The organism is Acinetobacter sp. DMC2 (assembly GCF_056314305.1).
The window spans coordinates 273,625-299,196 of record NZ_JBQUYP010000002.1 but is presented as its reverse complement, the minus strand read 5'-3'; the positions used below and the strand labels follow the sequence as shown (position 1 = coordinate 299,196).

The following is a 25,572-nucleotide window of genomic DNA, read 5'->3' as shown; positions in this document are numbered from 1 at the left end:
AAGAGTGAAAAGACGAAATTAAATATTTTGTTTTTATTTTATTCCTTGAGGATTGTATGGCAACAGATAATCCAAGAGCAGTTGATGATTTAACATTATCTAAATCTAAAAAAGACCCGCTCAACCGTGTGGTTTTTTATTTTTCAGCTGTACTTATTTTAATTTTTTCTCTCGTCACGTTTTTGTTCAATGATTTTGCAAATAGAGTCATGAACACCGTACTCCAGTGGGTAACTTCAACCTTTGGTTGGTATTATCTACTTGCCGCAACGTTATATATGGTTTTCGTGATTTTTATTGCCTGTTCAAGATACGGCAGTATTAAATTAGGACCTAAGCATTCAAAACCTGAGTTTAGTTTACTCAGTTGGTCTGCGATGCTGTTTTCGGCTGGTATCGGTATCGATCTGATGTTCTTCTCAGTCGCTGAACCATTATCTCATTATATGCAACCTCCGGTCGGAGCAGGCCAGACTTATGAAGCAGCACGCCAGAGTATGGTTTGGACATTGTTTCACTATGGTTTAACCGGTTGGTGTATGTATGCCTTGATCGGTATGTCATTGGGATACTTTAGCTATCGTTATAACTTACCACTTACCATTCGTTCTGCACTTTACCCAATTTTCGGGAACAGAATTAATGGAGCAATTGGGCATAGTGTTGATACGGCTGCCGTGATCGGGACAATTTTTGGTATTGCAACGACCTGCGGGATTGGAGTGGTACAGCTGAATTATGGCCTACATGTGTTATTGGGGTTACCAGAAAATATCTGGATGCAATTTATCCTGATTGCTGTCGCGGTTGGTATTAGTGTTATTTCGGTGACATCTGGGGTCAATAAAGGCCTGCGGATTTTATCTGAAATCAATATTTATGTTTCGGTCGGGTTATTGCTGTTTATTTTATTCTTGGGAAATACTGAGTTTTTACTCAATGCTCTTGTCCAAAATATTGGTGACTATTTAACTCGTTTCCCTGCTTTAGCATTACAAAGTTTTGCTTTTGAACAACCTAAAGAATGGATGAGTAGTTGGACTTTCTTCTTCTGGGCGTGGTGGATTGCTTGGTCTCCATTTGTAGGACTCTTTCTGGCACGTATTTCAAGAGGGCGTACCATTCGTGAGTTTGTGTGCGGTACCTTAATTATTCCACTTCTATTTACACTCACATGGTTATCCATTTTTGGTAATAGTGCACTGCACAGCGTTATTTTTGAAGGCAACCAAACCTTAGCAGCGACTGTGTTAGCAAATCCGGCTCATGGTTTTTATGACCTGTTAGCACAATATCCAGGCTTTACCTTTATCGCTTCAATTGCCACCGTAACAGGGCTTTTGTTCTACGTGACTTCTGCCGATTCGGGAGCGCTGGTTTTAGGTAACTTCACGACTAAACTCACGAATATCGATAATGATGCTCCGCGTTGGTTAAGCGTATTTTGGGCAGTGGCTATTGGTTTATTAACGCTTGCCATGCTCATGACCAACGGAATTACTGCTTTGCAAAACGCGACCATCATTATGGGACTACCTTTTAGTTTCGTGATGTTCCTTGTGATGGCAGGGCTTTATAAGTCGCTGAGGCTTGAAGATTACCGACAAGCCAGTCGAAGTATGAATGCAGCTCCAGTGGTAGGTAATGTCGATATTCTGAATTGGAAACAGCGTTTAACTCGAGTCATGCATCATCCGGGAACCACTGAAACCCAACGCATGCTAGATGCTGTTTGTCTACCGGCTGTTCAGGCCGTTGCGGGTGAACTGATTAAGCAGGGCATGAATGTAGATGTGCAGCAAACGCCGCTTGAAGATGAAGAGACGCTTTTCCATTTGGATTTCACTATTCATTTGGAAGAAGAACAAAACTTCGTTTACCAGATCTGGCCTGTACGCTATAGCGCGCCTAACTTTAGTCAACGTGTGAAACGAGGTAAACAGTTCTATTACCGTCTTGAAACCTATCTTTATGATGGCTCTCAAGATAATGATCTGGTCGGTTACAGTAAAGAGCAGGTTATTAATGACATTTTAGATAAATATGAAAGACATATGACGTTCTTACATATTAATCGTATTAGCCCAGGGAATCGTCCATTGTTCCCAGATCCACAAGCTTAAGAGGAAAATGCATGGCTTCTCCTTATCTACATTCTTTTGCTTTATTTTTCTCATTGCTCAATCCATTTCTAATGAGCATTTATATGATTGGCTTGCTCCGCCATTCAGAAGCAAAGGTGTTTAATAAAGCACTGATCCAGGGAAGTGTGATTGCTTTTGTCGTGTTCATGCTATTTGCATGGGGCGGCGAAACAATTTTTAGTAAATATCTGAATGTACGTTTTGAAGCCTTTCAGATATTTGGAGGCCTTATCTTTTTGGTGATTGGCTATCGCTATGTTTTTCAGGGTGCCGATACGATTGGTGAAATGCGTGGTGCACCAGAGCATCTGGCCGGCACTATTGCCATGCCATTTATGATTGGTCCGGGCACTATTAGTGCTGCTGTGGTTACAGGCATTGAAATGTCAATTGGTGAGGCAGCCCTAGTGATTGCCTTCACCTTGTTCTTAACATGCAGTATTTTGATTTTGATGAAATTTTCACATGATCATTTACGCTATAAACATGCCAAGCATATCGACCGCTATTTTGATATTGTCGGGCGTTTATCCGCTTTATTAATCGGTACGATCGCCATTGATATGATCATTAATGGTGTGACAGGCGTTATTACTAAAGTATAGCGAGTGGCCTATAACATCCTGCTATGCCATTAAGTGTGAAATAAAATGGCATAGCATCTTCTAAAAAAACTAAGATAAATAAAAAAAATCTTTAAAAAAGAACTTTAAAAATAATGCCTTAAAAATTTAAATTTTAAAAAACAATCAAAGATATTAAAAAATACAATGCTATGTTGTGGATTTAAGCATGTTTTTTTTGTGAATTATCAACCATAATGTTGTCTGAGCTTGTTTTAAGACACAGAGTTTAGCTATGCCTACATTAGATGAAATAACCACAGCAACTGATGATCAGTCTGAATTGACGATGTCAGTTTTGATGACGCCTGACATGGCGAATTTTTCAGGTAATGTTCATGGTGGTACGATTCTAAAACTACTAGATCAAGTCGCTTACGCTTGCGCAAGTCGTTATTCGGGTGGCTACGTGGTGACTTTATCTGTAGATAAAGTAAATTTTAAAGAACCTATTTATGTAGGTGAGCTGGTAACCTTCTTGGCAAGTGTTAACCATGTAGGCCGTACTTCAATGGAAGTCGGAATACGTGTTGAAGCCCAAAATATTCAGAAGCGCACAGTGCGCCATACCAATAGCTGTTATTTCACGATGGTTGCTGTTGATGAACAGGGCAAGCCATGTGAAGTGCCTCATTTGAAACTTGATACAGAGTGGAAGCGTTGCCGCTTTGAAGCAGCTGAGCACCGTAAAGTTTTACGTCTACAAGAAAACCATAATCCATCTTGTAGCATGTATAAAAAATCTTCTTAAAAAAAAGGATCGAACCGCAGCATGGTTCGATCCTTTTTCTTCTTTACTAAAATTCAGCGTCCATATTTCATTTCAGTAAAATTATCTCTGAGCTTGGAGGAGAGTGCTTAGAGAATTAACGAGTTGCAGGAGCAGCTTCAGAAGCAGAACCTACAGCATCAGATGCAGCATTTGCAGTGTTTGCTTGTTCTTGAGTTGAAACAACAACTTTTTCTTCACCAGCAGTGTTATGTGCTTGGTCGTGCTTAGAAGCAGCGAAAGTTGAAGCAGCAGTTAAAGCAAGTGTAGTAGCGAGTAAAGTTTTAGCTAATTTCATTTTATGGCATCCTTAAATTTCATTTAAAAATAAATTAAACCTAATCGTTCGTACCTACATGAAACCTGTATGGCTGAATGACTAAGCTAGGACACATGCTAAGCCGAGGCTTGGATTACATCAATTAACTTAACAATCTATTACGGCTATCTTAACAATATGAAATATACGGGCCGTTTATGTGCGGAATCTGTAAAATTAAAGGGCTTAATTACACCTTAAAATGTGTAAAAATATTTCCTTCTGAGTGAAAAAAAACCAAATCAGTTACGTAAACCTAACACTCTGGCATGAATTGTGAATGCGCATAAATAGAATATTCCGTTTGAATTTTAATTGTCAAAAGTTAATTTAGATTTTGAGTGAGATGTATGTCACATATTAAGTGTTTTGGCCTGATAATTGAAAAGTATATCTTCAAAGTGAAAAATCATTTTCATGGTACTTAAACAGTGATATACCTTTCTTAGTTTTGAAACCTTGTTGATTTGAGTCGCTTGTGAAATTTATTGCCCAAAAAACTGTTCCTACCCATATTATTTCCGGTTTTTTAGGGGCAGGCAAAACCACATTATTACAGCATTTATTAAGTCAGAAGCCTAAAGATGAGGTTTGGGCGGTATTAATGAATGAGTTTGGGCAAATTGGAGTAGACCAACAACTCTTACCTCAAGATGAAGGATATGCGGTCAAAGAATTATTAGGGGGTTGCTTGTGTTGTAGCAGTCAATTGCCTATGCATATTGCTTTAGCTCGCCTATTGAGTGAACAAAAGCCAGACCGACTCTTTATTGAACCGACTGGACTTGGGCATCCTTCTCAATTATTTGACCAACTAACTGAACCGCATTGGCAAAGTAGTTTAGCTATGCGAGCATTAATCACTGTTGTTGATGGTAGCCGTTTGCACGATACAAACTGGGTTAAACAAAACCTTTATGAAGATCAGTTAAAAGCTGCCCAGATTGTGGTGGTGTCACATACTGATGTGATGACTTTTGAAGATGATCAGGCGCTTGAGTTATTAAAAGAAGAATACCAGCCTTATCAACAAGAGTGGATTAAAACTGAAAATGGTCAGTTAGCATTAAATAAAATTGATGTGGCTGCTCGTTTAACCGAGCGATCTATACAGCCTTTACTTAAACTTCAAAAGCAAATGACTGAAACCGAGGTTAAGAAAGAAATTCAGCAATTACCTTATCATTATGTCGAGTCGGCACAGGGTTATATTGTGGCAGGTTGGAAATTACCTAAACGCTGGAAATTCGATTTTTATAATTTGCTAGATTTATTATGCGCGCAGCAAGACTGGCTTCGAATCAAGGGAATTTTTAATACAGATCAAGGTTGGAAAGTTTTTAACTTTAATCCTGATCAGTTTAATTATAAGTCGGGCGAAGAGGGTATTGATAACCGGATTGAGATCATTAGCGAACATCATCACGATTGGTTAGCTTTTGAAACGGCGTTACTTGCTTGTCAGCTTGAAAAATAGAGAACATTAAATCAAAGACGATCTAATGTTCTCATAATGGATTTAAGGTTTTGTATCTAACACTGCTTTGGCTTGAGCATGGTCAATGTCTTTTTCCCAATGTGCAATGACTACGGTCGCGACACAGTTACCGATTAAGTTGGTACAGGCACGAATAATTCCAATAAACCAGTCCACTGAAAGTAGGAGTACTAAGCCAATTGCAGGAAGGCTTGGAATAACTGACAGGGTTGCTGCAAGAATAACTAAAGCTGAGCCGGGAATACCGTGTGCGCCTTTAGACGTGATGAGTGAAACCAGCAAAATAGCTAGCAAGTCATGTGTAGATAAATCAATATTGCAGGCTTGTGCAATAAAGATCACTCCTAAAGTTAAGTAAATTGAAAACCCATCTAAGTTAAAAGAATAACCCGTAGGAATGACCAGACCTACCGTTGAATCTTTAATTCCCAGATTTCTGAGCTTTTTCATAATTTGAGGTAAGACAGAGTCAGAAGATGCTGTTCCCAAAACAATCGCTAACTCATCTTTAAAATAAGCCACAAATTTGAAGATGTTGAGACCGGCAAGTTTTAAAATTGAACCTAATACAACCACAACAAATAAAATGCAGGTCGCATAGAACAGTAGAAGCAAATAGCCCAATTGTAGAAGTGAATCTAAACCAAATTTGGCGGTGGTGTAGGCCACAGACCCGAACACACCAATAGGCGCTAAACGAATAATCAGACCCATAATTTTAAAGAAGACTTCTGAAAAAGCTTCAAGCGCCTGACGTACTAACTCTGCCAAATGTTTAGGAATTAAAAGTAGTGATACACCAAATAAAATAGCGATGAGTAAAACTTGTAAAATATCGCCGTTTGCAAAAGCGGCAGTGAATGTTTTTGGAATAATGTTGAGTAGAAATTCCGAACCTGTGTGCATTTCATGAGCGCGTTCGGTATAGGTACTTAAATCTTTTGCATCTAAATGGCTAATATCGATATTCATACCGACGCCCGGTTTAAATACATAAGCCACAATAATGCCTAAAACTAAAGCAATACTGGTGACCACTTCAAAATAGAGAATGGTTTTTGCACCGACTTTGCCCATTTTTTTGATGTCATTTGCACCATAGATTCCCAGTACAACAACACAAAACACAATGGGTGCAATCAGCATTTTAATCAAAGAAATAAAACCATCGCCCAATGGCTTTAAAGATAGGGAGAAATCATGAAAACCAGCCCCAACCGCAACTCCTAGAAAGAGAGCACAAAGAACCTGTAAAAATAAACTACGTTTAAGCTTCTGCCACATAAGTCATCAATTTTAGCAAGAGGAGAATATTTCTCTTTCAAGCAAAAAGCCGGCCAACTCTAAAGCAAGCAGAGCGTTTTGGAAGAATATGCAAATTTCCAATTACTATGCTTTGTATTGTTCAGTTTTTTTATAATTTTTACCTAAAATCGAGTATCCTTAGCGCCAAATTTTGGAACATATTAATCATGGCGCTTAAAGCAACAATTTATAAGGCAGACTTGAATATTGCCAATATGGATGACCATATTTATGGTGATTATCAACTGACGCTTGCCTTGCATCCTTCGGAAACTTTAGAACGTTTAATGGTTCGTTTGATGGCTTTTGCCCGTTTCGCAAGTGATGAGCTTGAGTTTACTAAAGACCTTTTTGAAACTGACGAGCCAGCGTTATGGCAAAAAGATTTAACGGGTCAACTGGAAACTTGGATTGAAGTCGGTTTGCCGTCTGAAGATAAAGTTAAAAAAGCCAGTGCGCGTTGTAAAACGGTTGCAGTTGTTGTGTATGGCACACAAGTTGAAGACTGGTGGAAGCGAAACAGTAAAATTAAAACCTTAAGTAACGTTCAGGTGTGGCAAATTGCGCCTCAAAGTACAGCCGAGCTTGAACAGCTCTGTGAACGTACGATGCAACTACAATTAAATGTGATGGACAACGAGTGGACGCTTTTAGGTGAAAAGGGTCAGGCAAATGTTGTTTGGACACAGTTACAGTAATTTAGAAAAGCGCAACAAATTCTACAGATTCAGTTGGTACACTAAGTACTAATTGCGATTTTAGAAATTCAGTTTAAGGGTTAAACCATGTCAAATGAATTAGAAATTATCGATTTAAAAGTAGGTGAAGGCAAAGAAGCGGTTAAAGGTGCTTTGATTACAACTCACTATACAGGTTGGTTAGAAGACGGTACTAAATTCGACTCTTCAATTGACCGCGGTAACTATTTTGAATGCGTGATTGGTACAGGCCGTGTAATTAAAGGCTGGGACCAAGGCATTATGGGAATGAAAGTTGGTGGCAAACGTAAGTTAATCGTGCCTGCTCATTTAGCTTATGGTGAGCGTAAAATGGGTAAAATTATTCCAGCGAATTCTAATTTAATTTTTGAAATTGAATTATTTGATGTCAAAACTCGTGACTAGTGAAAATTGAAAGCCCTTTAGGGGGCTTTCTTGTTTATATGAGCTTTAAATATAAATACATTATTAATTTATATTTTAGCTTTTTGAATATTTAAGATTATTTTCAGATTATTTGATTATAAATGCTGACTGAAAAACTGTTCATTTGTGAGCAGTGTGATATTAAGACCAACTTTCAAAAAGTTTGTGCTCTAACATCAAATTTCACATAAGTAATCTATATTGTTATTGAGACGCTATTTCATGATTATCCGCTTTGCATCTCCTTTGTTGAACATATCATTTGGCTTAGCCTTGGCAGGTTTGTCAGGCATGGCATTAGCCAAACCACCTAAACTGGACGCTTCAACACTCACGGTGATTGGTTATCATGAAATTACCGATACTAAAAATGCGTTAATTCCTCAATATGCAGTGACCACTCAACAATTTACACAGCACGTTGAGTGGCTACAAAAAAACGGGTTCCATTTTATTACGGTTGATCAGTTGATCCGTGCTCATCAGGGTAAATTTCAACTGCCTACAAAACCGGTTTTATTAACTGTAGATGACGGTTATCAGTCTTTTTATCAAAATGCTTATCCAGTTCTTAAAGCTAAAAAGATTCCGGTTGTTTTGGCTGTAGTGGGTTCATGGTTAGAGCCAAAAGCTGGCCAAAAAGTAGATTTTTCGGGTGAAGAAATTTCACGTGATAAAATTTTAAGCTGGAATGAACTTAAAGAGATGCAAGATAGTGGCTTTGTAGAAATCGCCAATCATAGCTATCACTTACACCGTGGTATTACAGGGAATCCGCAAGGCAACTCTGAACCTGCCGCAACGACTCGTTTTTATGATGTTAAAACTCAAACTTATGAAAACGATAAACAATATCAGGCACGGATCTATGATGACCTGAAAAAGAACAATGACTTATTAAAAGCGCATGGCTTACGTTCGCCGCGTATTATGGTGTGGCCATACGGTCGCTATAATATGCAAACTGTCCAAATTGCAAAAAAATTGGGTATGCCAGTGACCATTACGCTTGATGATGGGGCAGACCATGCAAAACAATCTCTACAAAATATGAGCCGTATTTTGGTAGAAGGCGGAATGACAACTGATGATTTGGCTCAAGAAATTAAAAACCGTGAATTAAATTTAACGGATAACAATCGTCCGCAAAAAATCATGCATATCGATTTGGACTATATTTATGATCCAGACCCGAAACAACAAGAGCGTAATTTAGGACACTTGTTAGATCGAATTAATGGCATGGGTGTAAATACAGTTTATTTACAGGCATTTTCAGATCCAGATGCGAATGGTTCTGCGGATATGGTCTATTTCCCAAATCGTCATATTCCTATGCGTGCAGACTTGTTTAACCGTGTTGCATGGCAAATTCAAACGCGCACTCCTGTAAGCCGTATTTATGCGTGGATGCCGTTATTGGCGTGGGAACTACCAAAAACTGATCCTGTTTCTAAAGATTTGGTGGTGACTCAGCAGGAAAAAGCGGGTGAGCACCTTAATATGGGCTATATTCGTTTAAGTCCGTTCTCAGCAGATGCACGCCAAACTATTCGTGAAATTTATCAGGATTTAGCTAAATCAACGCCGTTTAACGGACTTTTATTCCATGACGACGTCACCTTATCTGATTATGAAGATGCAAGCCCTGATGCTTTAAAAGCCTACGCAAAACAAGGTTTGCCAACAGATTTGGCAAAAATTCGTGATAACGATCAAGACTTGCAGAAATGGACTGCATATAAGACAAAATATTTAGATGATTTTGCAATGCAACTCGTTGATGACGTGAGACAATATGAACCGTTCTTGGTGACTGCACGTAACTTATATGCGCAAGTCGCTTTAAAACCATATGCTGAAAACTGGTATTCACAATCGCTTGAAGAGTCATTAAAGCATTATGATTTTACAGCTATTATGGCAATGCCTTATATGGAGCAGGTCGATAATTCAGATCAGTTCTATAAAGACATGATTGATCGCGTGAAACAATATCCTAATGGCCTCAAGAAAACTGTTTTTGAATTACAGGCAACTGACTGGCGTAAAAATGAAAAGGTACCTTCAACTGAAATGGCAGCAACAATTCATTCACTGTATCAGCAAGGTGTAATGCATGTCGGATATTACCCTGATGACCCAATCAAAGATCACCCGGATGTTGACGTAATGCATAAAGCATTTGCTGAAAAATCATCTCGTCTTGTGCCGTAGTCGAGGCTGAAACATGACAATCTTTGCTGCAATATGGTCGCATGCCTTAAAATTCGTTTTTTACTATCCCTTATTCATGTCGTATTTATGGATGATGGGTGCGATCATTTTCTATTGGAGAGAACGTCAGGCTCCGCCTTATGATCAACCCGCTCCATTGGAAAGTTATCCAAAAGTCGCTGTATTAGTTCCTTGTTTTAATGAAGGGGATAATGCAGAGGAAACCATTAGCCATGCTTTAAAACTGGACTATCCTCATTTTGAAGTCATCGCGATTAATGATGGCAGCTCAGATAATACAGGTGAAGTACTTGATCGTTTAGCAGAACAACATGAAAAATTGCGTGTTGTTCATTTGGCGCAAAACCAAGGTAAAGCCATGGGGTTACAAGCCGGAAGCTTAATGACCGATGCCGAGTTTTTAATTGGTATAGATGGTGATGCTTTACTTGATCCACATGCAGCAAAGTGGATGATTCGTCATTTTCTGGAAAATCCAACGGTTGCAGCAGTTACTGGAAACCCACGGATCCGTACTCGCTCAACTTTGTTAGGGCGTATTCAGGTCGGTGAGTTTTCTTCAATTGTGGGCATGATTAAACGTGCACAGCGTACCTTCGGTCGCTTGTTTACCGTGTCGGGTGTAATCACGGCTTTTCGTAAAAGCGCCGTTCACCAAGTCGATTATTGGTCACCCAATATGTTGACTGAAGATATCGATATTACTTGGAAGTTACAGCGTGCAGGTTGGGATATTGAGTTTGAACCGAATGCTTTGGTTTGGATTTTAATGCCTGAAACCCTAAATGGGTTGTGGAAGCAACGTTTACGTTGGGCAATGGGTGGCGCACAAGTATTAATTAAAAATATTGATGTGTTCACTAAACCAAAATTGAATTTTTTATGGCCGTTAATGTTTGAGCTTTGCTTAACTTTAGTCTGGTCATATTTAATGCTAGCGATGGCTTTGTTGTGGTTGGTACATTTTATTTTACCAGTCCCTGCATTAGCTGTTGTGAGCTCCCCATTTTTACCGTATGGTACCGGTATTTTATTGGGGGCAACCTGTCTAATTCAGTTTGCTTTAAGCAAATGGATGGATAGTCGTTATGAACCGCATCTAGGAAAAAACTATTTCTGGATGATCTGGTATCCATTGGTCTTTTGGCTAATCACTATTTCAGCAACCATTGTGGCATTTCCAAAAGTCTTAAGACGTGGAGATGAGAAACGAGCACGTTGGGTGAGCCCGGATCGGGGCATTCGCTAGAATGAAATGCAAGAGTCATGAGATTTTAAAGATCGTGCTGTATTGATGTCTGGGGAAAAACCACAGCACTTCGTTAGGTAAAGAGAGAAATGAAGACAAATTCGTTGATTATTGATTTACGCCGTCAATTACCATGGCATAAACGCTATGCTTCTACAACAAGCACAGCCATGATGTGGGCGGTTTGGTTGTTGTTGTGGCGTCCGTTCGTGTTTGTATGGCTATTGGTTGAACTACAAAAAACTCATTTGGTACACCGTTTATTTAGTGCCTTTGGTGTAGGAATTGAACATGGCCTTACCGCATTAATTGCTTGTGCAATTTGCTTATTGTTATGGAGCCATTTACTACCAGAGCGCCGTGTCGGTGGCAGTGCACTTAAAGCAAAACAGACTGATGATTATGCGCGCTATTTTGATTTACCTGAACATGAAATTGAGCAGGGGCGTAGCCAAAAAATTACAGTCGTTCACCACGATGAATTAGGTAAAATCGTTAGAGTTGAATAAGCTTTATCAATAAAATAAGGCCCACTTTAAGTGGGCTTTATTTTTTTCTAGGCTCATTTAGGTGTAACTATAGGTTTTAAACTGTAGAGCGCAAAGTTTGAAAAGGTATTATTTACCTTTAAAAACCGGAGGCCTTTTTTGCAACATAGCAAAGACTCCTTCTTGTACATCTTCTGTGGTCAGTAAAGGCTGAAGATGGCCCTGTAATTGGCTAAATGCAGTTTGATAACCTTCATTCATAGCTTCACGGGCAGAGGCGAGAGTGGCTTTTACAGCAAGTGGGGCAGCTTGAGCAATATGTTCAGCCAGTTCTATTGCACGGTTGATTTGAGTACCTTCTGGGCATATCTCTGTAATCAGGTTCATATCAAAGGCAGCTTTTGCATCAAAAGAGTCACCGGTGAGTAAATAGCGCATGGCTTTGGCCCAACCCGCAGTTTGAGTAAAGCGTGCAGTTGCTCCACCAAAAGGTAAGATGCCACGTTGAACTTCCATTTGCGCAAACTGAGTATTTTCACTTGCTAAAGCAATGTCTGCGTTAAGAAATAGTTCTATACCAGCGGTATAACAATAGCCTTGTACTGCAACAATCAAAGGTTTACTCAGTTTTTGCCCAACTGTACCCCATGGGTTAATCTCACCATTTTTAAAATCAAAAACACCCGTAGCAAGTTTAGGCTGTAACTCAACTAAATCTAAACCAGCCGTAAAATGGTCGCCATGAGCAAAGATAATTGCACAGCGTAGGGCATCATTATTTTCATATTCTGTCAGGGCTTGAGATAGGTCTTTGATCATGTGACTGTCAAAAGCATTGCGTTTTGCTGCTCGATCTAGACCAATTAAAAAAATATGACTGCGAGTTTCACGGCTGACTTTTCCTGCTTGATTTGACATTTTTCCGATGTCCTTTATTTATCTTTAATAAGTTTTTAAACGATCGTTTAAAAACTATCAAATACAATTTATTGAATACTTAGTAAGCAAAAAATAAGGGATGATAGAAATAAAAAATAAGTTCTTACTTTATGGTGAATGTTGCCAATAATACTTAAAAGTAAAACCTGACAAATAAATTGTCAGGTTTTAAAAAATTATGCAGAGCGCCGTGAATACATCACTAGTCCTAGGCATAACATGGTTAAACCTAAAATGAGATGTGAGCTGAGCTGTTCATGGTTGAACCATGTTCCCCAAAATGTAGCTAAGACTGGGGTGATAATGGTAATAAGGAGCACAGTCGTCGGTTGTAGTATCTTGATGAGTTGATAATAAAAAATCATGGCAAGCACCGATGAAAAAACCGCGCTGTAGAGTACTGCTAGCGAAATTTTCAGACTTGGAAATTCAGTGGGAAGATGTGACCAAAAGAAAGGTAACAAACATACATAACCGACCCATGAGACAAGAGTAGCACCTGTCATTTGTGTAATGGGCGGAATATGTGCTCCGACAGATTTCACGGCAAACGTCGACAAGACATAAAACAGCATCGCAATCAGTTCTAACATAATACCGACGCGGTTGAGCTGAAAATCTGATGAAGACAGCCCTAAAGTAAAACTCATTCCGACAAGAGCAATACCGAGTCCAAGCCATTGCCATACTGAAAACCGTTCGCGTCCTAATAAAAAAGAGCTAATTAGTCCAGATACTAACGGAGAAGTGCCATAAATAATTGAAATAATGGCAGAGGGAACTTTATCTGCACCCATGTAGCAAAAGGCCATAGAGCCAAATAAGCCAATGGCTCCAGCACAATAACTTAAAACAGCTTTTTTACTAAAGATGAGCTTTAAGCGAAAAAATCTTAGACACAGCAAGGCGATTGGAATGGCCAAACTGAATCGAATAAATAATCCCCATGCCCAGTGAATTTCTTGTACTGTCCAGACAGCCGCGAGTGGAGTAAGCGACCAAATAATGACGACAGCAATAAATTGGCCGGCTGTAGCAAGGCGAGTCGGAGATGAAGATAATGCTACAGCCGGCTGAATCTGCGGGGTGGATATACTCTGTTGTTCAAATAATGGCTTCATATAAAGCTCCAGAAAGTTTGTTCTTTGGTGTTTTAAAAGGGCATAAAAAAAGCCGCGTTTTATGGCGGCTTGTGATGAAAATCAGGGGATATATTACAAATTAAATATCTCGACTTTCGCATCTAAAGCGCCAAATTGTCCAAAATTAGGACGTCGCCAATTGACCACATAGAACTTAATCTTTGGGGCGTATAATTGACGCGCTAGACAGTATTGGGCTTTAGATAAAAACATGATAAGTATATTAAAAATACAGATGTAATTTTTATAACATAGAAATAGAAAAGTACAAATTATATTCAAACAGAAACCATAGATTTTTTGATTATATTAAATTAGTAGTTTGCTTAACTTCATATTTTTCTCATAATACCTCGTCAAATTGATCTCAATAAGCAGCTGTTTTTATGTCACCTCTAGAAATCTTTGCAGTGTTAATTAGTCTCATTGGAGTCGGATTAACCGTTATCCGTAATATGTGGTGTTGGCTGTTTAATTTCTTTGCCTTTGTTTTATATGCCTATTTGTTTTACGAATTTAAGCTGTATGGCGAAACAATCTTGCAATTCTTTTTTATGGTCGTAAATTTTTATGGCTTTTACTATTGGTTCAAAGGAAAACAGCAAGATCATGACATTCGAATTGAACCAATTCGAGTTCAAACCGCTATTATCCAAATGATTATTGCTGCGATAGGTGGTTTACTGTTTGGTTTAATTCTTAAAAACTTTACTGATGCAGCAGTACCGATGCTCGACTCACAGCTTGCAGCATTTAGTTTACTGGCAACCTATTGGACCAGTCGTAAGCATATTGCGACTTGGGTACTTTGGGTATTTGTCGACATTATTTATGTGGGAATGTTTATTTATAAAGATTTATTTTTAACAGCCGCTTTGTATGCAGCATTTGTGTTGATGGCAGCTTATGGTTGGTATCAATGGGAAAAGGTGAAAAGAAAGCAGGTTGATCATATAGAGTTGAAAAAAACTATTTAATGTATGAGAAAATATTAAAACAATAATCCTGTTTGGAAATTATTTGATGACTCATACTTTAAAAAAAATTTTATTTTGTTTATTTCTTTATTCCGGTTATGCAAATGCTCAGATTAATGCTGTTCCTTTAAAGCAGCTTAGTAAATTACCAGATTCATGTCAGAAAGATGAAGCTGCTGAACATAATAAATTAGTTATACAGACGGCACAGATAAAAATACAAAGCTATTCTTGCTTTAAGCCTGATATAGCTGATGCGCTAGGCTATAATGTATTTGCTATTCATTTAGATAAAAATAAAACCTATTATTTTAAATCACAAACTCAGGATATATCTGCAATAGCTGGTCAGAACATACATAAAATTAATTCTGAAACCTTTGCAATAGATAATTATCAAGAGCGTGGTGGAAATTTCATTATTTTTTGGATAGCGAATTGGTCAAATATTTATACACAAGATATTAGTTATTATACGGATGATGAAGCCTTTATAGATAGTGTTATTAATGACAACCAGATTTATTTACAGAAGAAAAAATATTTGGATAATACCAAAGCTAAAAAAGTTGGATCTCCCTTAATCATTATGAAAGACAAACAAAAAGGTTTGATCATCAATAAGAGTAAGGCGCAAAACTTTTAAATCATTAATTTCTGGATTTTTATGAAAAATTTAACTCATATATTTTTATTTTGTATTGGATTTTTAGTAGCAACGACCTCTTATGCACAAGTAAATATTAAACCTTTATGGCATGGTAAAGTATTGAACAGTTTTGATATTTCTTTAAATAACCTAAAAAAGCCAAAGCAGGTTATTAAAGGTGAAGCTGATGAATGCAATGGTGGTTATTTTCCAGATCAATGGGTATATGAAGATGGAGTGGTACTCTCTACGGGCTCTTTAGATAAAGTATATGTAAGCCAGCAAAATGGTCTAAAGTATGGTTCTCGATTATTTAATCATTTAACTACCGAGAATGAGTTTAAAAAGTTTTTTGGTAAGCAAATAGTTATATCTGAAAATCATACTTACTCTATATTTCCTTGGGAAGGTAGTAATGATGGCTTACACTTCCATTTCCGTAATGGAAAATTACACTACTATACGCACTCTATTGATGACTGCTAATGATTAACCTTTAAGAATATCCATGATCCTGAATTTAATCATATATAAACAACAACAGTTTGATCGAATCGCTGCAAAAATAATGGCAGAGCCAAAATATTATTGTGAATTTAGTTCAGTGTCAGATTTTTATAATGCTGCGTGGCTCAAAGATTTTCCACAAGGTAGCCAGATTTCTGTCACTGGCTTAGATGATGGTGCTGAAGAGTTTTATGCGGTTGTTCAATTTAAACAGCAGTATTTAAAATTTGATATTAAAGAAAACCATTCGACACTGATTTTTCAAGATATGAATGGGAAAGTATTTAAGCGTAATTTTTAATTTAAAAAATAAAATCACAAAAAAAAGCGACTTATTGTCGCTTTTTTTTAATAAATAAATTTGGAAATTTTGTTTGCTGTTTCAACGACTAGGCTTGCGATATCTTCTTTAAATGTTCTTTCATCGTAAGTAGTAATTGGACAACTCACAGAGATAACAGCAACCATTTTCCCGTTTGACTGTTTAAAAATAGGTGCCGCACAGGCTGCCATATCATGATTGTAATGACCCCAGCTCACCATGGTTTTTTGGGTTTTTACATAGACTAATCTTTGTAATAGGGTTTTTAAATTGGTTGGAGTTAGTTCAGAAAAACTATCCCAATCATCAAAGTTACGGTAACGCTGACGTACTTCTGTTTCAGGTAAATCAGACAATAACATTTGACCAATGACGGTTGCATGAGCAGGCCAGCGAGTCCCTAAGCTAATGTTGCTCGTGAAGGTTCCCATCGACTGAATGTTATTTACAAAGACAATATGAGTGCCTTCTAAAATTGAAAGGTGTACCGCAAGTTTGGTTTGGTCACGTAGTTCTTTCATTAATGGGGTCGATAAATCGAGTAATGAAAGTTTAGATAAACTGTTAAAACCAAGCTCCATGACTTTGGAATCGAGAGCATAAGTTTTTTGAGATGCTTTTCTTAAATAGCCACAAGATTCGAGTGTATAGATCAGACGAAATGCACTAGAACGGTTCACTTCTAAAATTTCAGCAATTTCTGTAATGGTCATTTCTTGCGCTTGTTGGTTAAATGCTTGCAAGATAGCTAAACCCCGTACAAGTCCGGGTACTAAATAACGATCATCATTTTTTGTTGTTTCTGATTCTTGCGAATCTTCTTCAATTGCTATGCTCATTCGTGTCATTTTCCTATAAATAAAACATGATTCAATTTGGGGCATGCTGCTTTATTTTATAACTATTGTAATTGTTAAAAATGCATAAAACAATTTTTATATTTAAAACTTTGTTTCTTGTTTGAAACGTAACAAAATATTTAAAATTAATTAAGTAAATGAATTTTATATTTATTTTTACTTTGACAAAAAATGATCAAGGGGATTATGCTTAGCTTGTGTTTTGAAAATCAAATTATGTTTTGTATATAAAACAAAATGAGGACGCAAGGTATGAGTTGGATCTCAGTTTGTCAGCAGGGTGACATTAGCGAAGATGAGCCGAAAGCCATCGAAATTGAAGGGAAAAAAATAGGCGTATTTTTCGTCGATGAAAATTACTTTGCTATCGAAAATGTTTGCCCTCATGCGTATGCCTTATTAACCGAAGGATTTATCGAAGATCAAACTGTTGAATGTCCATTGCATGAAGCAATTTTTGACATTCAGACAGGTGAGCTAAAAAGTGGACCCGGGTGTAGAAACCTATGTACTTACCCAGTTCGTGTTGAAGGACAGGATATTCAAATTCAACTCTAGTCCTCTCATGTACAAGGAAGCAGAACAATGAAGACATTTAATGAAAAGTTGGCAAGCTGGATTCATGCAACGCCAGCAACCGAAGCAGGCATCAACAATATTCAAGTTCCAGGTCAATCTGAATTGTTGGTTTGGCAAACACGTTATAAAGAACCAACCTTATACGAACAAGATTTTGTAAAGAACTTGATTCAGGCATTTTCTGCGGGCGCAACAGAGTTAGGTGACGTTGTTTCTGCACTTAATCAGCAGGGTTTCCGCTGTGAATCTGGTGATGAATGGACTTCTGCAAGCTTTACAGAAGAAATGCAACGTTTAGGTTATTGATTCAGGGAAGAATAAAATGAACGCAATCGTATCAACTTCACAAAGCGCTGAAGAATATTTAGAACTTGGTTTACGTGACCAATGGCATCCGGTTTTAGCAAGTTGGGAAGTCGCTGCTAATCCAGTCGGAATTACCCGTTTAGGCGAAAATATTGTGGTTTGGCGTGATTCTGAAGGTCAGGTTCATGCACTTGAAGATCGCTGTCCACACCGCGGTGCTCGTCTTTCCCTTGGTTGGAACTTAGGCGACCGAGTGGCTTGTTGGTATCACGGTGTTGAAGTTCGTGCTGATGGTGTCGTTGCTGATGTGCCAGCCGTTCATGAATGTCCAATGACTGGAACTAAATGCTTAAAGAACTACCCAGTAATTGAGCAACATGGCGCAATTTTCATTTGGTTTGGTATTGATGCAAATGAACAACCAGCACCGCTTGAGTTTCCTGAGCAACTTGCAAGTGAAGAGTGGAGTGCATTCCTTTGCCAAGCAGACTGGAAAGTAAACCATCAATACGCGATTGATAATGTGATGGACCCAATGCATGGGACCTATTTACACGCGACATCCCACTCGATGGCAGATGGTGAACGTACTGCAGAGATGAAGCACCGCACCACCGATAATGGCTTTGTTTTTGAAAAAGAAGGTCAAACAGGTGTGAACTTTGACTGGGTTGAATATGGTTCAACAGGTGCAAGCTGGTTACGTCTTTCAATTCCATACCGCAAACAATTTGGCCCGGGTGGTGAATTCTGGATTGTGGGTTATGCAACCCCAATTGATGCCAACAATACCCGTGTATTTTTCTGGCGCTGCCGTAAGGTGAGTGGCTGGCAACGTAATGTATGGCGTTTCTTATATCGCAATCATTTAGAACAGTTGCATTGGGATGTATTGGAACAAGACCGAATTATTTTAGAAAACCTTGCGCCAAATGCGCGTGAAAAAGAGTTCCTCTATCAACACGATGTTGGCCTTGCACGTTTACGCCGTTTAATGAAGAAAGAAGCTGAAAAGCAATTAAAGAAAATTGCTGCGCTAAATGCATCAAACCGTATCGAGATGCAGGAAGAAGCTCATGGCTAATGTAGCGTTGTTGCAAGGCAAAAAAGTTTTAGTGACTGGTGCTGCGCGTGGTTTAGGCCGAGATTTTGCTCAAGCCATTGCCGAGGCTGGTGCTGAAGTTGTTATGGCAGATATTTTGTCTGACTTGGTGCAACAAGAAGCACAAGCTTTACAGAAACAAGGGCTAAACGTTCATGCTGTCACCGTTGACCTTGCCAATGCAGACTCTATTGAAAGTGCGGTTGCAAAAAGCGTTGAAGTATTACAAGGACTAGATGGCCTTGTGAACTGTGCGGCACTGGCAACCAATGTCGGTGGAAAAAATATGATTGATTATGATCCTGAACTTTGGGATCGGGTCATGAATATTAATGTGAAAGGCACATGGCTCATCAGTAAGGCATGCGTTCCCCATTTAAAACAATCGGCTGCTGGTAAAATTATTAATGTTGCTTCCGATACAGCACTTTGGGGCGCACCGAACCTAATGGCTTATGTGGCAAGTAAAGGTGCAATTGTTGCCATGACGCGTTCAATGGCAAGAGAGTTGGGGCAGTCCAATATCTGTGTCAACACATTGTCACCGGGGTTAACTTTGGTTGAAGCAACCGAGTACGTGCCACAGGAACGTCACGATTTATATGTGAATGGAAGAGCGATTCAACGTCAGCAACTTCCACAAGATTTAAATGGAACAGCATTGTATCTACTGTCGGATTTGTCCTCTTTTGTGACAGGTCAAAATATTCCGGTCAATGGCGGTTTTGTCTTTAACTAAGGAGTAGTCAAATGATTACAGGGATCGAGATTTTAAAGTTTGGAGTTGAAGATAGAGCCGCTTCAAACAAGTTTTTGGCAGATTTTGGTTTAAGCCAAAGTACTTCAGATATTGAAGGCACAGATCTTTACCAGACTCAAAACGGTAGCAAAATTTATTTATTTAATTGTGATGATGACCGTTTGCCTGCTGCCATTGAACAAGGTTCAACTTTACGTGAAGTCACGTGGGGCGTTGAAAGCACACAAGACCTCGAAGACTTAGCAGTACGTTTGGCTGATGTAGAAGGTTTTAAACGTTCTGAAAGTACAGTTCAGTGTCTTGACCCAAATGGCATGACCATTCGTTTTGAACAAAGTTTTGTAAAAGAAGTACCAGAACTTAAAACGGAAGGTATTAACCAATACGGCAACATTCAACGTGTCAATGCAGCAAGTCCTGTCTATGAAAAAGGTCAGCCTGTTGCGATTGGGCATGTAGTGTTCTTCACACCAGATTTGGCAACGACTGAAAATTTCTATATTGAAAAAGTTGGCTTTCATTTATCGGATGCCTATAAAAATCGTGGTGCATTCTTACGTTGCCGCGGTGAAGGTTATCACCATGATTTATTCTTGCTCAGTGTTCCAAATAAACCTGCTGGCTTAAATCACGTTGCGTTTGTCGTTCGTGATATCCATGAAGTGATTGGGGGCGGTTTAAATATGAATCGTTCGGAATGGTCAACTTTCATTGGACCGGGACGTCATCCAATTTCTTCTGCTTATTTCTGGTACGTCAACTCACCATTAGGTGGTGCATTTGAATATTACACCAACGATGATTATTTGACAGAAGAATGGCAACCTCGTGTAGAAGAACATCGTCTAGAGCTTTTCACCGAATGGGCGATTGAAGGTGGTCTTGATGACACAACCCGCCGTCAGGTGAAGCCTGTTTAACAGGGATTGCTTTACAAGGAAGATGGCTATGGAAAAGATCGTAATTGTAGGTGCCGGACAGGCAGCGGGTTGGGCAGTAAGTACCTTACGTCAAAATGGGTATGTGGGCGAAATTCACGTGGTTTCAAATGAAGATCAAGTGTTTTATGAGCGTCCGCCACTGTCTAAGCAAGTACTTTCAAAAGAAGCAACTTATGAAAGTTTGAATCTGTTCTCTCCTGAACAGGTTCAAGAGTTCAACGTTCAATGGCATAAACCGGAAATTGCAACAAAAGTCGACCGTGAGCAAAAACAGGTTCATTTAGAAAGTGGCCAGATTTTGCCATATGACAAATTGCTGATTGCAACCGGAAGCCGTGCACGTGTACCGGTCAATACATGGCAGTTTATTCCAAATGTTGTGACCTTACGCAATGTGCATGACTGTGAACGTTTGACTGAAATTTTAAAGAATGCAAAAAATGTCGCTGTGATTGGCGGCGGCTGGATTGGTTTAGAAATTGCTGCAACTGCACGTAAGCAAGGTAAAGACGTTCATATTTTTGAATATGGCGACCGCTTATGTGCAAGAAGCGTGAGTCCGGAAGTTTCTGCATTTTTAAAAAATATGCATGAAACCCAAGGCACAAAAATTCATTTAGACAGCAAGAGCCTTCATTTAGTTGAAGCGCCGAATCAGAAAGTTGAAGTGGTGAACCATCCTCAAAATAGCCAGTTATTTGACTGTGTTGTGGTAGGTGCAGGCGCTGACATTGCCAAAGAGTTAGGTGTACACGCTGGTCTCGATGTGAAAGATGGAATTGTGGTGAATTGTTTTGGGCAAACTTCAGATCAAAACATTTATGCCGCAGGCGATGTCGCGATTCATCCGGGTTTGGGTTATTGCATTCAGTCTTGGGCAAATGCGCAAAATCAGGCGATTGCCGCAGCAAAATCGATGCTCGGAATTGAAACTGAATATACTGATATTCCATGGCTTTGGTCTGATCAATACCACTTCAATATCCAGATTTTAGGGACGTATCAGCCTGAAAAAACCAAAGAATTGGTCATTCGCCAAGGCGGTGATGATCAGGTGAGCTATTTATATCTGGACCATGAAAATCGTTTGCTCAACATGATTGCCATTAATGATTCGAAACTGGTCAAACTGGCAAAACGTTGGATGCAAGCCAACACCGTTTTAGATCCAAAACTGTTAGCAGATTCTGAATTTAATGTCATGAAGTTAAAACCGTAAACATTAAATCTGGTTCTCATTACCAAATCGAAGGAATGACACATGAGTAATGAAGAAAAAAGTGGATTAAAGCATTGGGTACCTGCTTTTGTCCTTATGGTGTGTGTGGTACTGGCGTTTTTCGACAAGATTAGTATTGCGGTTTTATTTTCAGATCCTCATTTTCAAAGTGCAATGGGAATTGCTGAAGATAAGGCCAAGCTCGGATGGCTCATGACAAGTTTCTTACTTGCTTATGGTTTTTCATCAGTCTTTCTAAGCTTTTTGGGTGACATCTTTAACCCAAAGAAAATGCTGTTCTGGAGTGTGACCTCTTGGGGTTTACTCATGTTTTGCATGGGCTTCACCACCAGTTATTCAGGCATGTTGATTTTACGTGTACTGCTCGGTTTAGCAGAAGGTCCGCTATTTGCCTTGGCGTATACCATTGTTAAGCAGACTTATACAGACCATCAGCAGGCACGTGCTTCTACCATGTTCTTACTTGGAACGCCGATTGGTGCATTCCTTGGGTTTCCAATCACTGCAAATGTTTTAGCGCACCATGACTGGCACACCACGTTTTTTGTTATGGCTGGTTTAACACTCATTGCCATTTTCAGCATTGTTTTTGGTTTACGTAACTTGCAGCTCAAGAAAACTGTCGAAATTGATGGTGAGAGTAAACGTACCAATTTCAAAGGTCACATTACCAATACTAAATTGCTCTTAAGCAACAGCGCATTCTGGTTGGTGTGTCTCTTTAACATTGCATTGATGACGTATTTGTGGGGCTTAAACAGTTGGGTTCCTTCTTATCTTATGCAAGACAAAGGATTCAATCTCAAAGAGTTTGGGATGTATTCAAGCTTTCCATTCATTGCCATGTTAATTGGCGAAATCATCGGTGCGTTTTTATCTGACAAGTTAGGCCGTCGAGCAATTCAAGTATTTAGCGGTTTATTACTCGCGGGCATCTTCATGTATGTGATGGTCATTATGACTGAGCCATTATTGATTATTGCTGCCATGTCTTTAAGCGCGATGGCGTGGGGTTTTGGAGTCGCAGCTGTATTTGCTCTGCTTGCAAGAGTGACGACCTCAAATGTAGGGGCGACTGCGGGTGGAATATTTAACGGTTTAGGTAATTTTGCAAGTGCAATTGCGCCTGTTCTTATCGGTTACATCGTGATGCAAACACATAGTTTTAATTTAGGAATTACCTTCTTGGCTGCCGTCGCTGTCATTGGGTCATTGTTCTTGGTTCCTCTTTTAAAACGTTATTAATTCACTGTATAGGAGTTTAAAAAATGACTACACAACAATTCGAATCGTGGGCACAACCAGAAGGTACTTCTTTAGAAGATTGGTTAAACACACGTATTGCTCGCTTTGAGACACGTAAATATGACTTTGATGCTTTGAAGTTCCAAGCAGATTACGACCCAAAATATCGCCGTGCACAAATGCGTTACATGGGTACGGGTGCAACAGGTGTCGTAAATGACGGTAACACCGTTCCGGCAGAAAACTTCACATTTTCAACCATGGTTTTGCCACCACAGTGTGAAGGTCCTTTGCACATTCACCACGATGTTGAAGAAGTGTTCTTTATGCTCCGAGGTGAAATTGATTTGTTTATTGAGCATAACGGCGAAAAATTTGAAACCCGTTTAAAAGAGCGTGACCTGATTTCAATTCCACCGGGTATTTACCGTGGTCTATTTAACCCAGGTCAAGAAGATGCCTTGATGTGTGTGATGTTGGGAACAGGTAAACCAACCATTCCGAACTATCCACCAGAGCATCCATTGTCTCAAATCAAACGTTAATTGTTTGATGAAGTGAATGAAAGGAAAGAATTAAAAATGATGACACTCATTGAAAAGTTAGCAGAATTTCCGGTGAAAACCATGACTGTTCAAGGTCAGCAACAAGCTTATCGGGAAGCTGGTCAGGGCGAGTACCTTGTGCTGTTGCATGGCATTAGTTCAGGTTCTGCTTCATGGGTGAACCAACTTGAAGTGTTGTCTCATCATTTTCATGTCATTGCCTGGGATGCACCGGGCTATGGCAAATCAGATGAACTTTTAACTGATCAACCTAATGCAACCGACTACGCAAAGCGTTTAGCTGCATTGTTTGATGTTTTAAAAATTGAAAAAGCCATTGTGGTTGGACACTCATTAGGTGCCTTACAGGCGAGTGCATTTGCTGCACTTTACCCAGAGCGAGTGGAACACTTGGTTGTCGCTAACTTAGCTCAAGGCTACCAACGCCACGATGAACAGACACAAATTCAGGTTTTTGAAAAAAGACCAAAAATGTTGAAAGAGTTAGGTGCTAAAGGCATGGCTGAAAGCCGTGGACCCCATTTGATTTATAAACAAGAGCCACAAGCCTTAGCTTTAGTTTCAGAGGTGATGCAACAGTTGACTCTACAGGGTTTTACCCATGCATCGTACTTACTTGCCTATGACGAAATACGTAATTACTTAACCCATTTAAAAGTCCCGTGCACAGTCATTGCAGGGCAGCAAGATCAAATCACTCCTGCGTTAGGTATACAAGCGCTTGCTCAGGAATTGCAGTTGGAACAGCGCTTCGTCATAGAAGATGCAGGACATTTAAGTTATGTCGACCAACCGCAAGCATTTAACCAAATTATGTTGACGATTCAGGAACAATCGTAAGAGAGATTAAGGATTATGAGCTTCCAAGTTGAAGGAAAAGTTGCAGTTGTTACCGGTGGCTCATCTGGGATTGGGCTGGCTGCTGTTGAAATACTGGTTGCAGAGGGTGCAAAAGTAGCGTGGTGTGGTCGCGATGAAAAACGTTTAAATGCGTCTAAACACTATATTTTAGAAAAATTTCCGCATGCCAATATTTTTACCAAAGCATGCAATGTTTTGAAAAAAGAAGAAGTCCAGCAATTTGCCAAAGAGGTCAAACTCAATTTGGGCAATGTGGACATGCTCATTAACAATGCTGGGCAAGGCCGTGTTTCAAATTTTGAAAATACGCAAGATGAAGACTGGATGAAAGAAATCGAGCTCAAATATTTCAGTGTTTTACATCCGGTACGGGCTTTTCTTGATGACTTAAAACAGTCGGCAAATGCCTCAATTACCAATGTGAACTCATTACTTGCGTTGCAACCAGAACCGCACATGATTGCGACTTCATCTGCACGTGCTGCGCTGTTGAATTTAACCCATTCATTGGCGCATGAGTTTACTCAATATGGCGTTCGTGTGAACTCGATTTTACTCGGAATGGTCGAGTCTGCGCAGTGGAAACGCCGTTATGAAACCCGTTCAGATTTAAATCTGTCATGGGAAGAGTGGACAGGCAATATCGCAAAAAATCGCGGTATCCCAATGCAGCGTTTAGGTCGTCCGGAAGAACCTGCACGTGCTTTAGTTTTCTTGGCATCACCATTGGCATCTTACACCACAGGTTCGGCAATAGATGTCTCGGGTGGTTTTAATAAACATTTATAAATATCAGGT

At 39.2% G+C, this 25,572-nt stretch carries 28 protein-coding genes; 23 read left to right on the top strand and 5 right to left on the bottom strand.

Annotated features, from left to right (window positions below; all coding sequences use genetic code 11):
- Positions 1–56 precede the first annotated feature (56 nt).
- The 3 genes from ACT53H_RS05750 to ACT53H_RS05740 all read left to right on the top strand — a co-directional run bounded on the left by ACT53H_RS05750 (position 57) and on the right by ACT53H_RS05740 (position 3,518).
- A complete protein-coding gene (locus ACT53H_RS05750; RefSeq protein ID WP_004794055.1) occupies positions 57–2,123 on the top strand; it encodes a choline transporter in 2,067 nt (688 codons plus the stop codon).
- Between the two features lie 11 nt (positions 2,124–2,134).
- Positions 2,135–2,749 (top strand): MarC family protein, encoded by a 615-nt coding sequence (locus tag ACT53H_RS05745; protein WP_476008839.1) that lies wholly within the window; start codon positions 2,135–2,137, stop codon positions 2,747–2,749.
- A 253-nt stretch (positions 2,750–3,002) separates the two neighbouring features.
- A complete protein-coding gene (locus ACT53H_RS05740) occupies positions 3,003–3,518 on the top strand; it encodes an acyl-CoA thioesterase (RefSeq protein ID WP_005303245.1) in 516 nt (171 codons plus the stop codon).
- A gap of 115 nt (positions 3,519–3,633) precedes the next feature.
- On the opposite strand, the gene ACT53H_RS05735 is transcribed toward ACT53H_RS05740, so the two are convergent.
- The gene (locus tag ACT53H_RS05735) at positions 3,634–3,834 is read right to left on the bottom strand and encodes a hypothetical protein (RefSeq protein WP_000761577.1); all 201 of its coding nucleotides are present in this window, start codon (positions 3,832–3,834) and stop codon (positions 3,634–3,636) included.
- Positions 3,835–4,333: 499 nt separating this feature from the next.
- Between ACT53H_RS05735 and ACT53H_RS05730 the strand changes: the two genes are divergently transcribed.
- Positions 4,334–5,332, top strand: a complete 999-nt coding sequence (locus tag ACT53H_RS05730) for a CobW family GTP-binding protein (RefSeq protein ID WP_476008838.1) — start codon at positions 4,334–4,336, stop codon at positions 5,330–5,332.
- Positions 5,333–5,374: 42 nt separating this feature from the next.
- On the opposite strand, the gene dctA is transcribed toward ACT53H_RS05730, so the two are convergent.
- On the bottom strand, positions 5,375–6,637 hold the full coding sequence (gene dctA / locus ACT53H_RS05725; protein ID WP_476008837.1) for a C4-dicarboxylate transporter DctA: 1,263 nt from the start codon (positions 6,635–6,637) through the stop codon (positions 5,375–5,377).
- Between the two features lie 188 nt (positions 6,638–6,825).
- Here dctA and ACT53H_RS05720 point away from each other — a divergent pair, with 188 nt between their 5' ends.
- The 5 genes from ACT53H_RS05720 (at position 6,826) to pgaD (ending at position 11,799) form a co-directional block, all read left to right on the top strand.
- Positions 6,826–7,356, top strand: coding sequence for a YaeQ family protein (locus ACT53H_RS05720; RefSeq protein ID WP_005303252.1), 531 nt, complete (start codon positions 6,826–6,828; stop codon positions 7,354–7,356).
- 87 nt (positions 7,357–7,443) lie between these two features.
- Entirely contained in the window at positions 7,444–7,782 is a 339-nt protein-coding gene (locus ACT53H_RS05715) for an FKBP-type peptidyl-prolyl cis-trans isomerase (RefSeq protein WP_002117532.1), read from the top strand.
- 243 nt (positions 7,783–8,025) lie between these two features.
- On the top strand, positions 8,026–10,020 hold the full coding sequence (gene pgaB / locus ACT53H_RS05710; protein ID WP_476008836.1) for a poly-beta-1,6-N-acetyl-D-glucosamine N-deacetylase PgaB: 1,995 nt from the start codon (positions 8,026–8,028) through the stop codon (positions 10,018–10,020).
- A gap of 13 nt (positions 10,021–10,033) precedes the next feature.
- On the top strand, positions 10,034–11,290 hold the full coding sequence (gene pgaC / locus ACT53H_RS05705; RefSeq protein WP_004794047.1) for a poly-beta-1,6-N-acetyl-D-glucosamine synthase: 1,257 nt from the start codon (positions 10,034–10,036) through the stop codon (positions 11,288–11,290).
- An 89-nt stretch (positions 11,291–11,379) separates the two neighbouring features.
- The gene (gene pgaD, locus ACT53H_RS05700) at positions 11,380–11,799 is read left to right on the top strand and encodes a poly-beta-1,6-N-acetyl-D-glucosamine biosynthesis protein PgaD (RefSeq protein ID WP_004794046.1); all 420 of its coding nucleotides are present in this window, start codon (positions 11,380–11,382) and stop codon (positions 11,797–11,799) included.
- 108 nt (positions 11,800–11,907) lie between these two features.
- Here pgaD and ACT53H_RS05695 read toward each other — a convergent pair whose 3' ends face one another.
- Together ACT53H_RS05695 and ACT53H_RS05690 are read right to left on the bottom strand one after the other, a co-directional pair.
- Complete coding sequence (locus tag ACT53H_RS05695; RefSeq protein ID WP_474772065.1) at positions 11,908–12,696, bottom strand: crotonase/enoyl-CoA hydratase family protein; 789 nt, start codon at positions 12,694–12,696, stop codon at positions 11,908–11,910.
- 197 nt (positions 12,697–12,893) lie between these two features.
- Positions 12,894–13,838, bottom strand: a complete 945-nt coding sequence (locus ACT53H_RS05690) for a DMT family transporter (RefSeq protein WP_476008835.1) — start codon at positions 13,836–13,838, stop codon at positions 12,894–12,896.
- 407 nt (positions 13,839–14,245) lie between these two features.
- Between ACT53H_RS05690 and pnuC the strand changes: the two genes are divergently transcribed.
- The 4 genes from pnuC to ACT53H_RS05670 are packed head-to-tail and all read left to right on the top strand — an operon-like array spanning position 14,246 to position 16,293.
- Complete coding sequence (pnuC, locus tag ACT53H_RS05685) at positions 14,246–14,836, top strand: nicotinamide riboside transporter PnuC (RefSeq protein ID WP_476008834.1); 591 nt, start codon at positions 14,246–14,248, stop codon at positions 14,834–14,836.
- Positions 14,837–14,882: 46 nt separating this feature from the next.
- A complete protein-coding gene (locus tag ACT53H_RS05680) occupies positions 14,883–15,482 on the top strand; it encodes a hypothetical protein (protein ID WP_476008833.1) in 600 nt (199 codons plus the stop codon).
- Positions 15,483–15,503: 21 nt separating this feature from the next.
- The gene (locus ACT53H_RS05675; protein WP_174732655.1) at positions 15,504–15,971 is read left to right on the top strand and encodes a hypothetical protein; all 468 of its coding nucleotides are present in this window, start codon (positions 15,504–15,506) and stop codon (positions 15,969–15,971) included.
- Positions 15,972–15,993: 22 nt separating this feature from the next.
- Positions 15,994–16,293, top strand: a complete 300-nt coding sequence (locus ACT53H_RS05670) for a hypothetical protein (protein ID WP_476008832.1) — start codon at positions 15,994–15,996, stop codon at positions 16,291–16,293.
- 47 nt (positions 16,294–16,340) lie between these two features.
- Here ACT53H_RS05670 and ACT53H_RS05665 read toward each other — a convergent pair whose 3' ends face one another.
- Positions 16,341–17,153, bottom strand: a complete 813-nt coding sequence (locus tag ACT53H_RS05665) for an IclR family transcriptional regulator (protein WP_005303269.1) — start codon at positions 17,151–17,153, stop codon at positions 16,341–16,343.
- A 273-nt stretch (positions 17,154–17,426) separates the two neighbouring features.
- Here ACT53H_RS05665 and ACT53H_RS05660 point away from each other — a divergent pair, with 273 nt between their 5' ends.
- The 10 genes from ACT53H_RS05660 to ACT53H_RS05615 are packed head-to-tail and all read left to right on the top strand — an operon-like array spanning position 17,427 to position 25,563.
- The gene (locus ACT53H_RS05660) at positions 17,427–17,732 is read left to right on the top strand and encodes a non-heme iron oxygenase ferredoxin subunit (RefSeq protein ID WP_004794037.1); all 306 of its coding nucleotides are present in this window, start codon (positions 17,427–17,429) and stop codon (positions 17,730–17,732) included.
- A 27-nt stretch (positions 17,733–17,759) separates the two neighbouring features.
- Positions 17,760–18,059, top strand: coding sequence for a recombinase-like helix-turn-helix domain-containing protein (locus ACT53H_RS05655; RefSeq protein ID WP_004794036.1), 300 nt, complete (start codon positions 17,760–17,762; stop codon positions 18,057–18,059).
- Positions 18,060–18,075: 16 nt separating this feature from the next.
- The gene (locus ACT53H_RS05650; protein WP_004794035.1) at positions 18,076–19,143 is read left to right on the top strand and encodes an aromatic ring-hydroxylating oxygenase subunit alpha; all 1,068 of its coding nucleotides are present in this window, start codon (positions 18,076–18,078) and stop codon (positions 19,141–19,143) included.
- Positions 19,136–19,900: an SDR family oxidoreductase gene (locus tag ACT53H_RS05645; RefSeq protein WP_224973670.1), complete on the top strand. Its 765-nt coding sequence runs from the start codon at positions 19,136–19,138 to the stop codon at positions 19,898–19,900. Before ACT53H_RS05650 ends, ACT53H_RS05645 begins: the two co-directional genes overlap by 8 nt.
- 11 nt (positions 19,901–19,911) lie before the next feature.
- On the top strand, positions 19,912–20,841 hold the full coding sequence (locus ACT53H_RS05640) for a VOC family protein (RefSeq protein WP_174727725.1): 930 nt from the start codon (positions 19,912–19,914) through the stop codon (positions 20,839–20,841).
- A gap of 28 nt (positions 20,842–20,869) precedes the next feature.
- Positions 20,870–22,081 carry an NAD(P)/FAD-dependent oxidoreductase gene (locus ACT53H_RS05635; protein WP_476008831.1) on the top strand — a complete coding sequence of 404 codons (1,212 nt, stop codon included), beginning with the start codon at positions 20,870–20,872 and terminating at the stop codon, positions 22,079–22,081.
- A 42-nt stretch (positions 22,082–22,123) separates the two neighbouring features.
- Positions 22,124–23,347 (top strand): MFS transporter, encoded by a 1,224-nt coding sequence (locus ACT53H_RS05630; protein ID WP_476008830.1) that lies wholly within the window; start codon positions 22,124–22,126, stop codon positions 23,345–23,347.
- Between the two features lie 23 nt (positions 23,348–23,370).
- Positions 23,371–23,892 (top strand): cupin domain-containing protein, encoded by a 522-nt coding sequence (locus ACT53H_RS05625; RefSeq protein ID WP_125739166.1) that lies wholly within the window; start codon positions 23,371–23,373, stop codon positions 23,890–23,892.
- 36 nt (positions 23,893–23,928) lie between these two features.
- On the top strand, positions 23,929–24,753 hold the full coding sequence (locus ACT53H_RS05620; protein ID WP_151963392.1) for an alpha/beta fold hydrolase: 825 nt from the start codon (positions 23,929–23,931) through the stop codon (positions 24,751–24,753).
- A 15-nt stretch (positions 24,754–24,768) separates the two neighbouring features.
- Positions 24,769–25,563, top strand: coding sequence for an SDR family oxidoreductase (locus ACT53H_RS05615; RefSeq protein ID WP_476008829.1), 795 nt, complete (start codon positions 24,769–24,771; stop codon positions 25,561–25,563).
- Positions 25,564–25,572: the final 9 nt, after the last annotated feature.

Excerpts from the sequence above, each read along its gene's own strand:
- ACT53H_RS05750 (WP_004794055.1), top strand. The coding sequence starts at position 57 with ATGGCAACAGATAATCCAAGAGCAGTTGATGATTTAACATTATCTAAA.
- ACT53H_RS05745 (WP_476008839.1), top strand. The coding sequence starts at position 2,135 with ATGGCTTCTCCTTATCTACATTCTTTTGCTTTATTTTTCTCATTGCTC.
- ACT53H_RS05740 (WP_005303245.1), top strand. The coding sequence starts at position 3,003 with ATGCCTACATTAGATGAAATAACCACAGCAACTGATGATCAGTCTGAA.
- ACT53H_RS05735 (WP_000761577.1), bottom strand. The coding sequence starts at position 3,834 with ATGAAATTAGCTAAAACTTTACTCGCTACTACACTTGCTTTAACTGCT.
- dctA (WP_476008837.1), bottom strand. The coding sequence starts at position 6,637 with ATGTGGCAGAAGCTTAAACGTAGTTTATTTTTACAGGTTCTTTGTGCT.
- ACT53H_RS05720 (WP_005303252.1), top strand. The coding sequence starts at position 6,826 with ATGGCGCTTAAAGCAACAATTTATAAGGCAGACTTGAATATTGCCAAT.
- ACT53H_RS05715 (WP_002117532.1), top strand. The coding sequence starts at position 7,444 with ATGTCAAATGAATTAGAAATTATCGATTTAAAAGTAGGTGAAGGCAAA.
- pgaB (WP_476008836.1), top strand. The coding sequence starts at position 8,026 with ATGATTATCCGCTTTGCATCTCCTTTGTTGAACATATCATTTGGCTTA.
- pgaC (WP_004794047.1), top strand. The coding sequence starts at position 10,034 with ATGACAATCTTTGCTGCAATATGGTCGCATGCCTTAAAATTCGTTTTT.
- pgaD (WP_004794046.1), top strand. The coding sequence starts at position 11,380 with ATGAAGACAAATTCGTTGATTATTGATTTACGCCGTCAATTACCATGG.
- ACT53H_RS05695 (WP_474772065.1), bottom strand. The coding sequence starts at position 12,696 with ATGTCAAATCAAGCAGGAAAAGTCAGCCGTGAAACTCGCAGTCATATT.
- ACT53H_RS05690 (WP_476008835.1), bottom strand. The coding sequence starts at position 13,838 with ATGAAGCCATTATTTGAACAACAGAGTATATCCACCCCGCAGATTCAG.
- pnuC (WP_476008834.1), top strand. The coding sequence starts at position 14,246 with ATGTCACCTCTAGAAATCTTTGCAGTGTTAATTAGTCTCATTGGAGTC.
- ACT53H_RS05680 (WP_476008833.1), top strand. The coding sequence starts at position 14,883 with ATGACTCATACTTTAAAAAAAATTTTATTTTGTTTATTTCTTTATTCC.
- ACT53H_RS05675 (WP_174732655.1), top strand. The coding sequence starts at position 15,504 with ATGAAAAATTTAACTCATATATTTTTATTTTGTATTGGATTTTTAGTA.
- ACT53H_RS05670 (WP_476008832.1), top strand. The coding sequence starts at position 15,994 with ATGATCCTGAATTTAATCATATATAAACAACAACAGTTTGATCGAATC.
- ACT53H_RS05665 (WP_005303269.1), bottom strand. The coding sequence starts at position 17,153 with ATGAGCATAGCAATTGAAGAAGATTCGCAAGAATCAGAAACAACAAAA.
- ACT53H_RS05660 (WP_004794037.1), top strand. The coding sequence starts at position 17,427 with ATGAGTTGGATCTCAGTTTGTCAGCAGGGTGACATTAGCGAAGATGAG.
- ACT53H_RS05655 (WP_004794036.1), top strand. The coding sequence starts at position 17,760 with ATGAAGACATTTAATGAAAAGTTGGCAAGCTGGATTCATGCAACGCCA.
- ACT53H_RS05650 (WP_004794035.1), top strand. The coding sequence starts at position 18,076 with ATGAACGCAATCGTATCAACTTCACAAAGCGCTGAAGAATATTTAGAA.
- ACT53H_RS05645 (WP_224973670.1), top strand. The coding sequence starts at position 19,136 with ATGGCTAATGTAGCGTTGTTGCAAGGCAAAAAAGTTTTAGTGACTGGT.
- ACT53H_RS05640 (WP_174727725.1), top strand. The coding sequence starts at position 19,912 with ATGATTACAGGGATCGAGATTTTAAAGTTTGGAGTTGAAGATAGAGCC.
- ACT53H_RS05635 (WP_476008831.1), top strand. The coding sequence starts at position 20,870 with ATGGAAAAGATCGTAATTGTAGGTGCCGGACAGGCAGCGGGTTGGGCA.
- ACT53H_RS05630 (WP_476008830.1), top strand. The coding sequence starts at position 22,124 with ATGAGTAATGAAGAAAAAAGTGGATTAAAGCATTGGGTACCTGCTTTT.
- ACT53H_RS05625 (WP_125739166.1), top strand. The coding sequence starts at position 23,371 with ATGACTACACAACAATTCGAATCGTGGGCACAACCAGAAGGTACTTCT.
- ACT53H_RS05620 (WP_151963392.1), top strand. The coding sequence starts at position 23,929 with ATGATGACACTCATTGAAAAGTTAGCAGAATTTCCGGTGAAAACCATG.
- ACT53H_RS05615 (WP_476008829.1), top strand. The coding sequence starts at position 24,769 with ATGAGCTTCCAAGTTGAAGGAAAAGTTGCAGTTGTTACCGGTGGCTCA.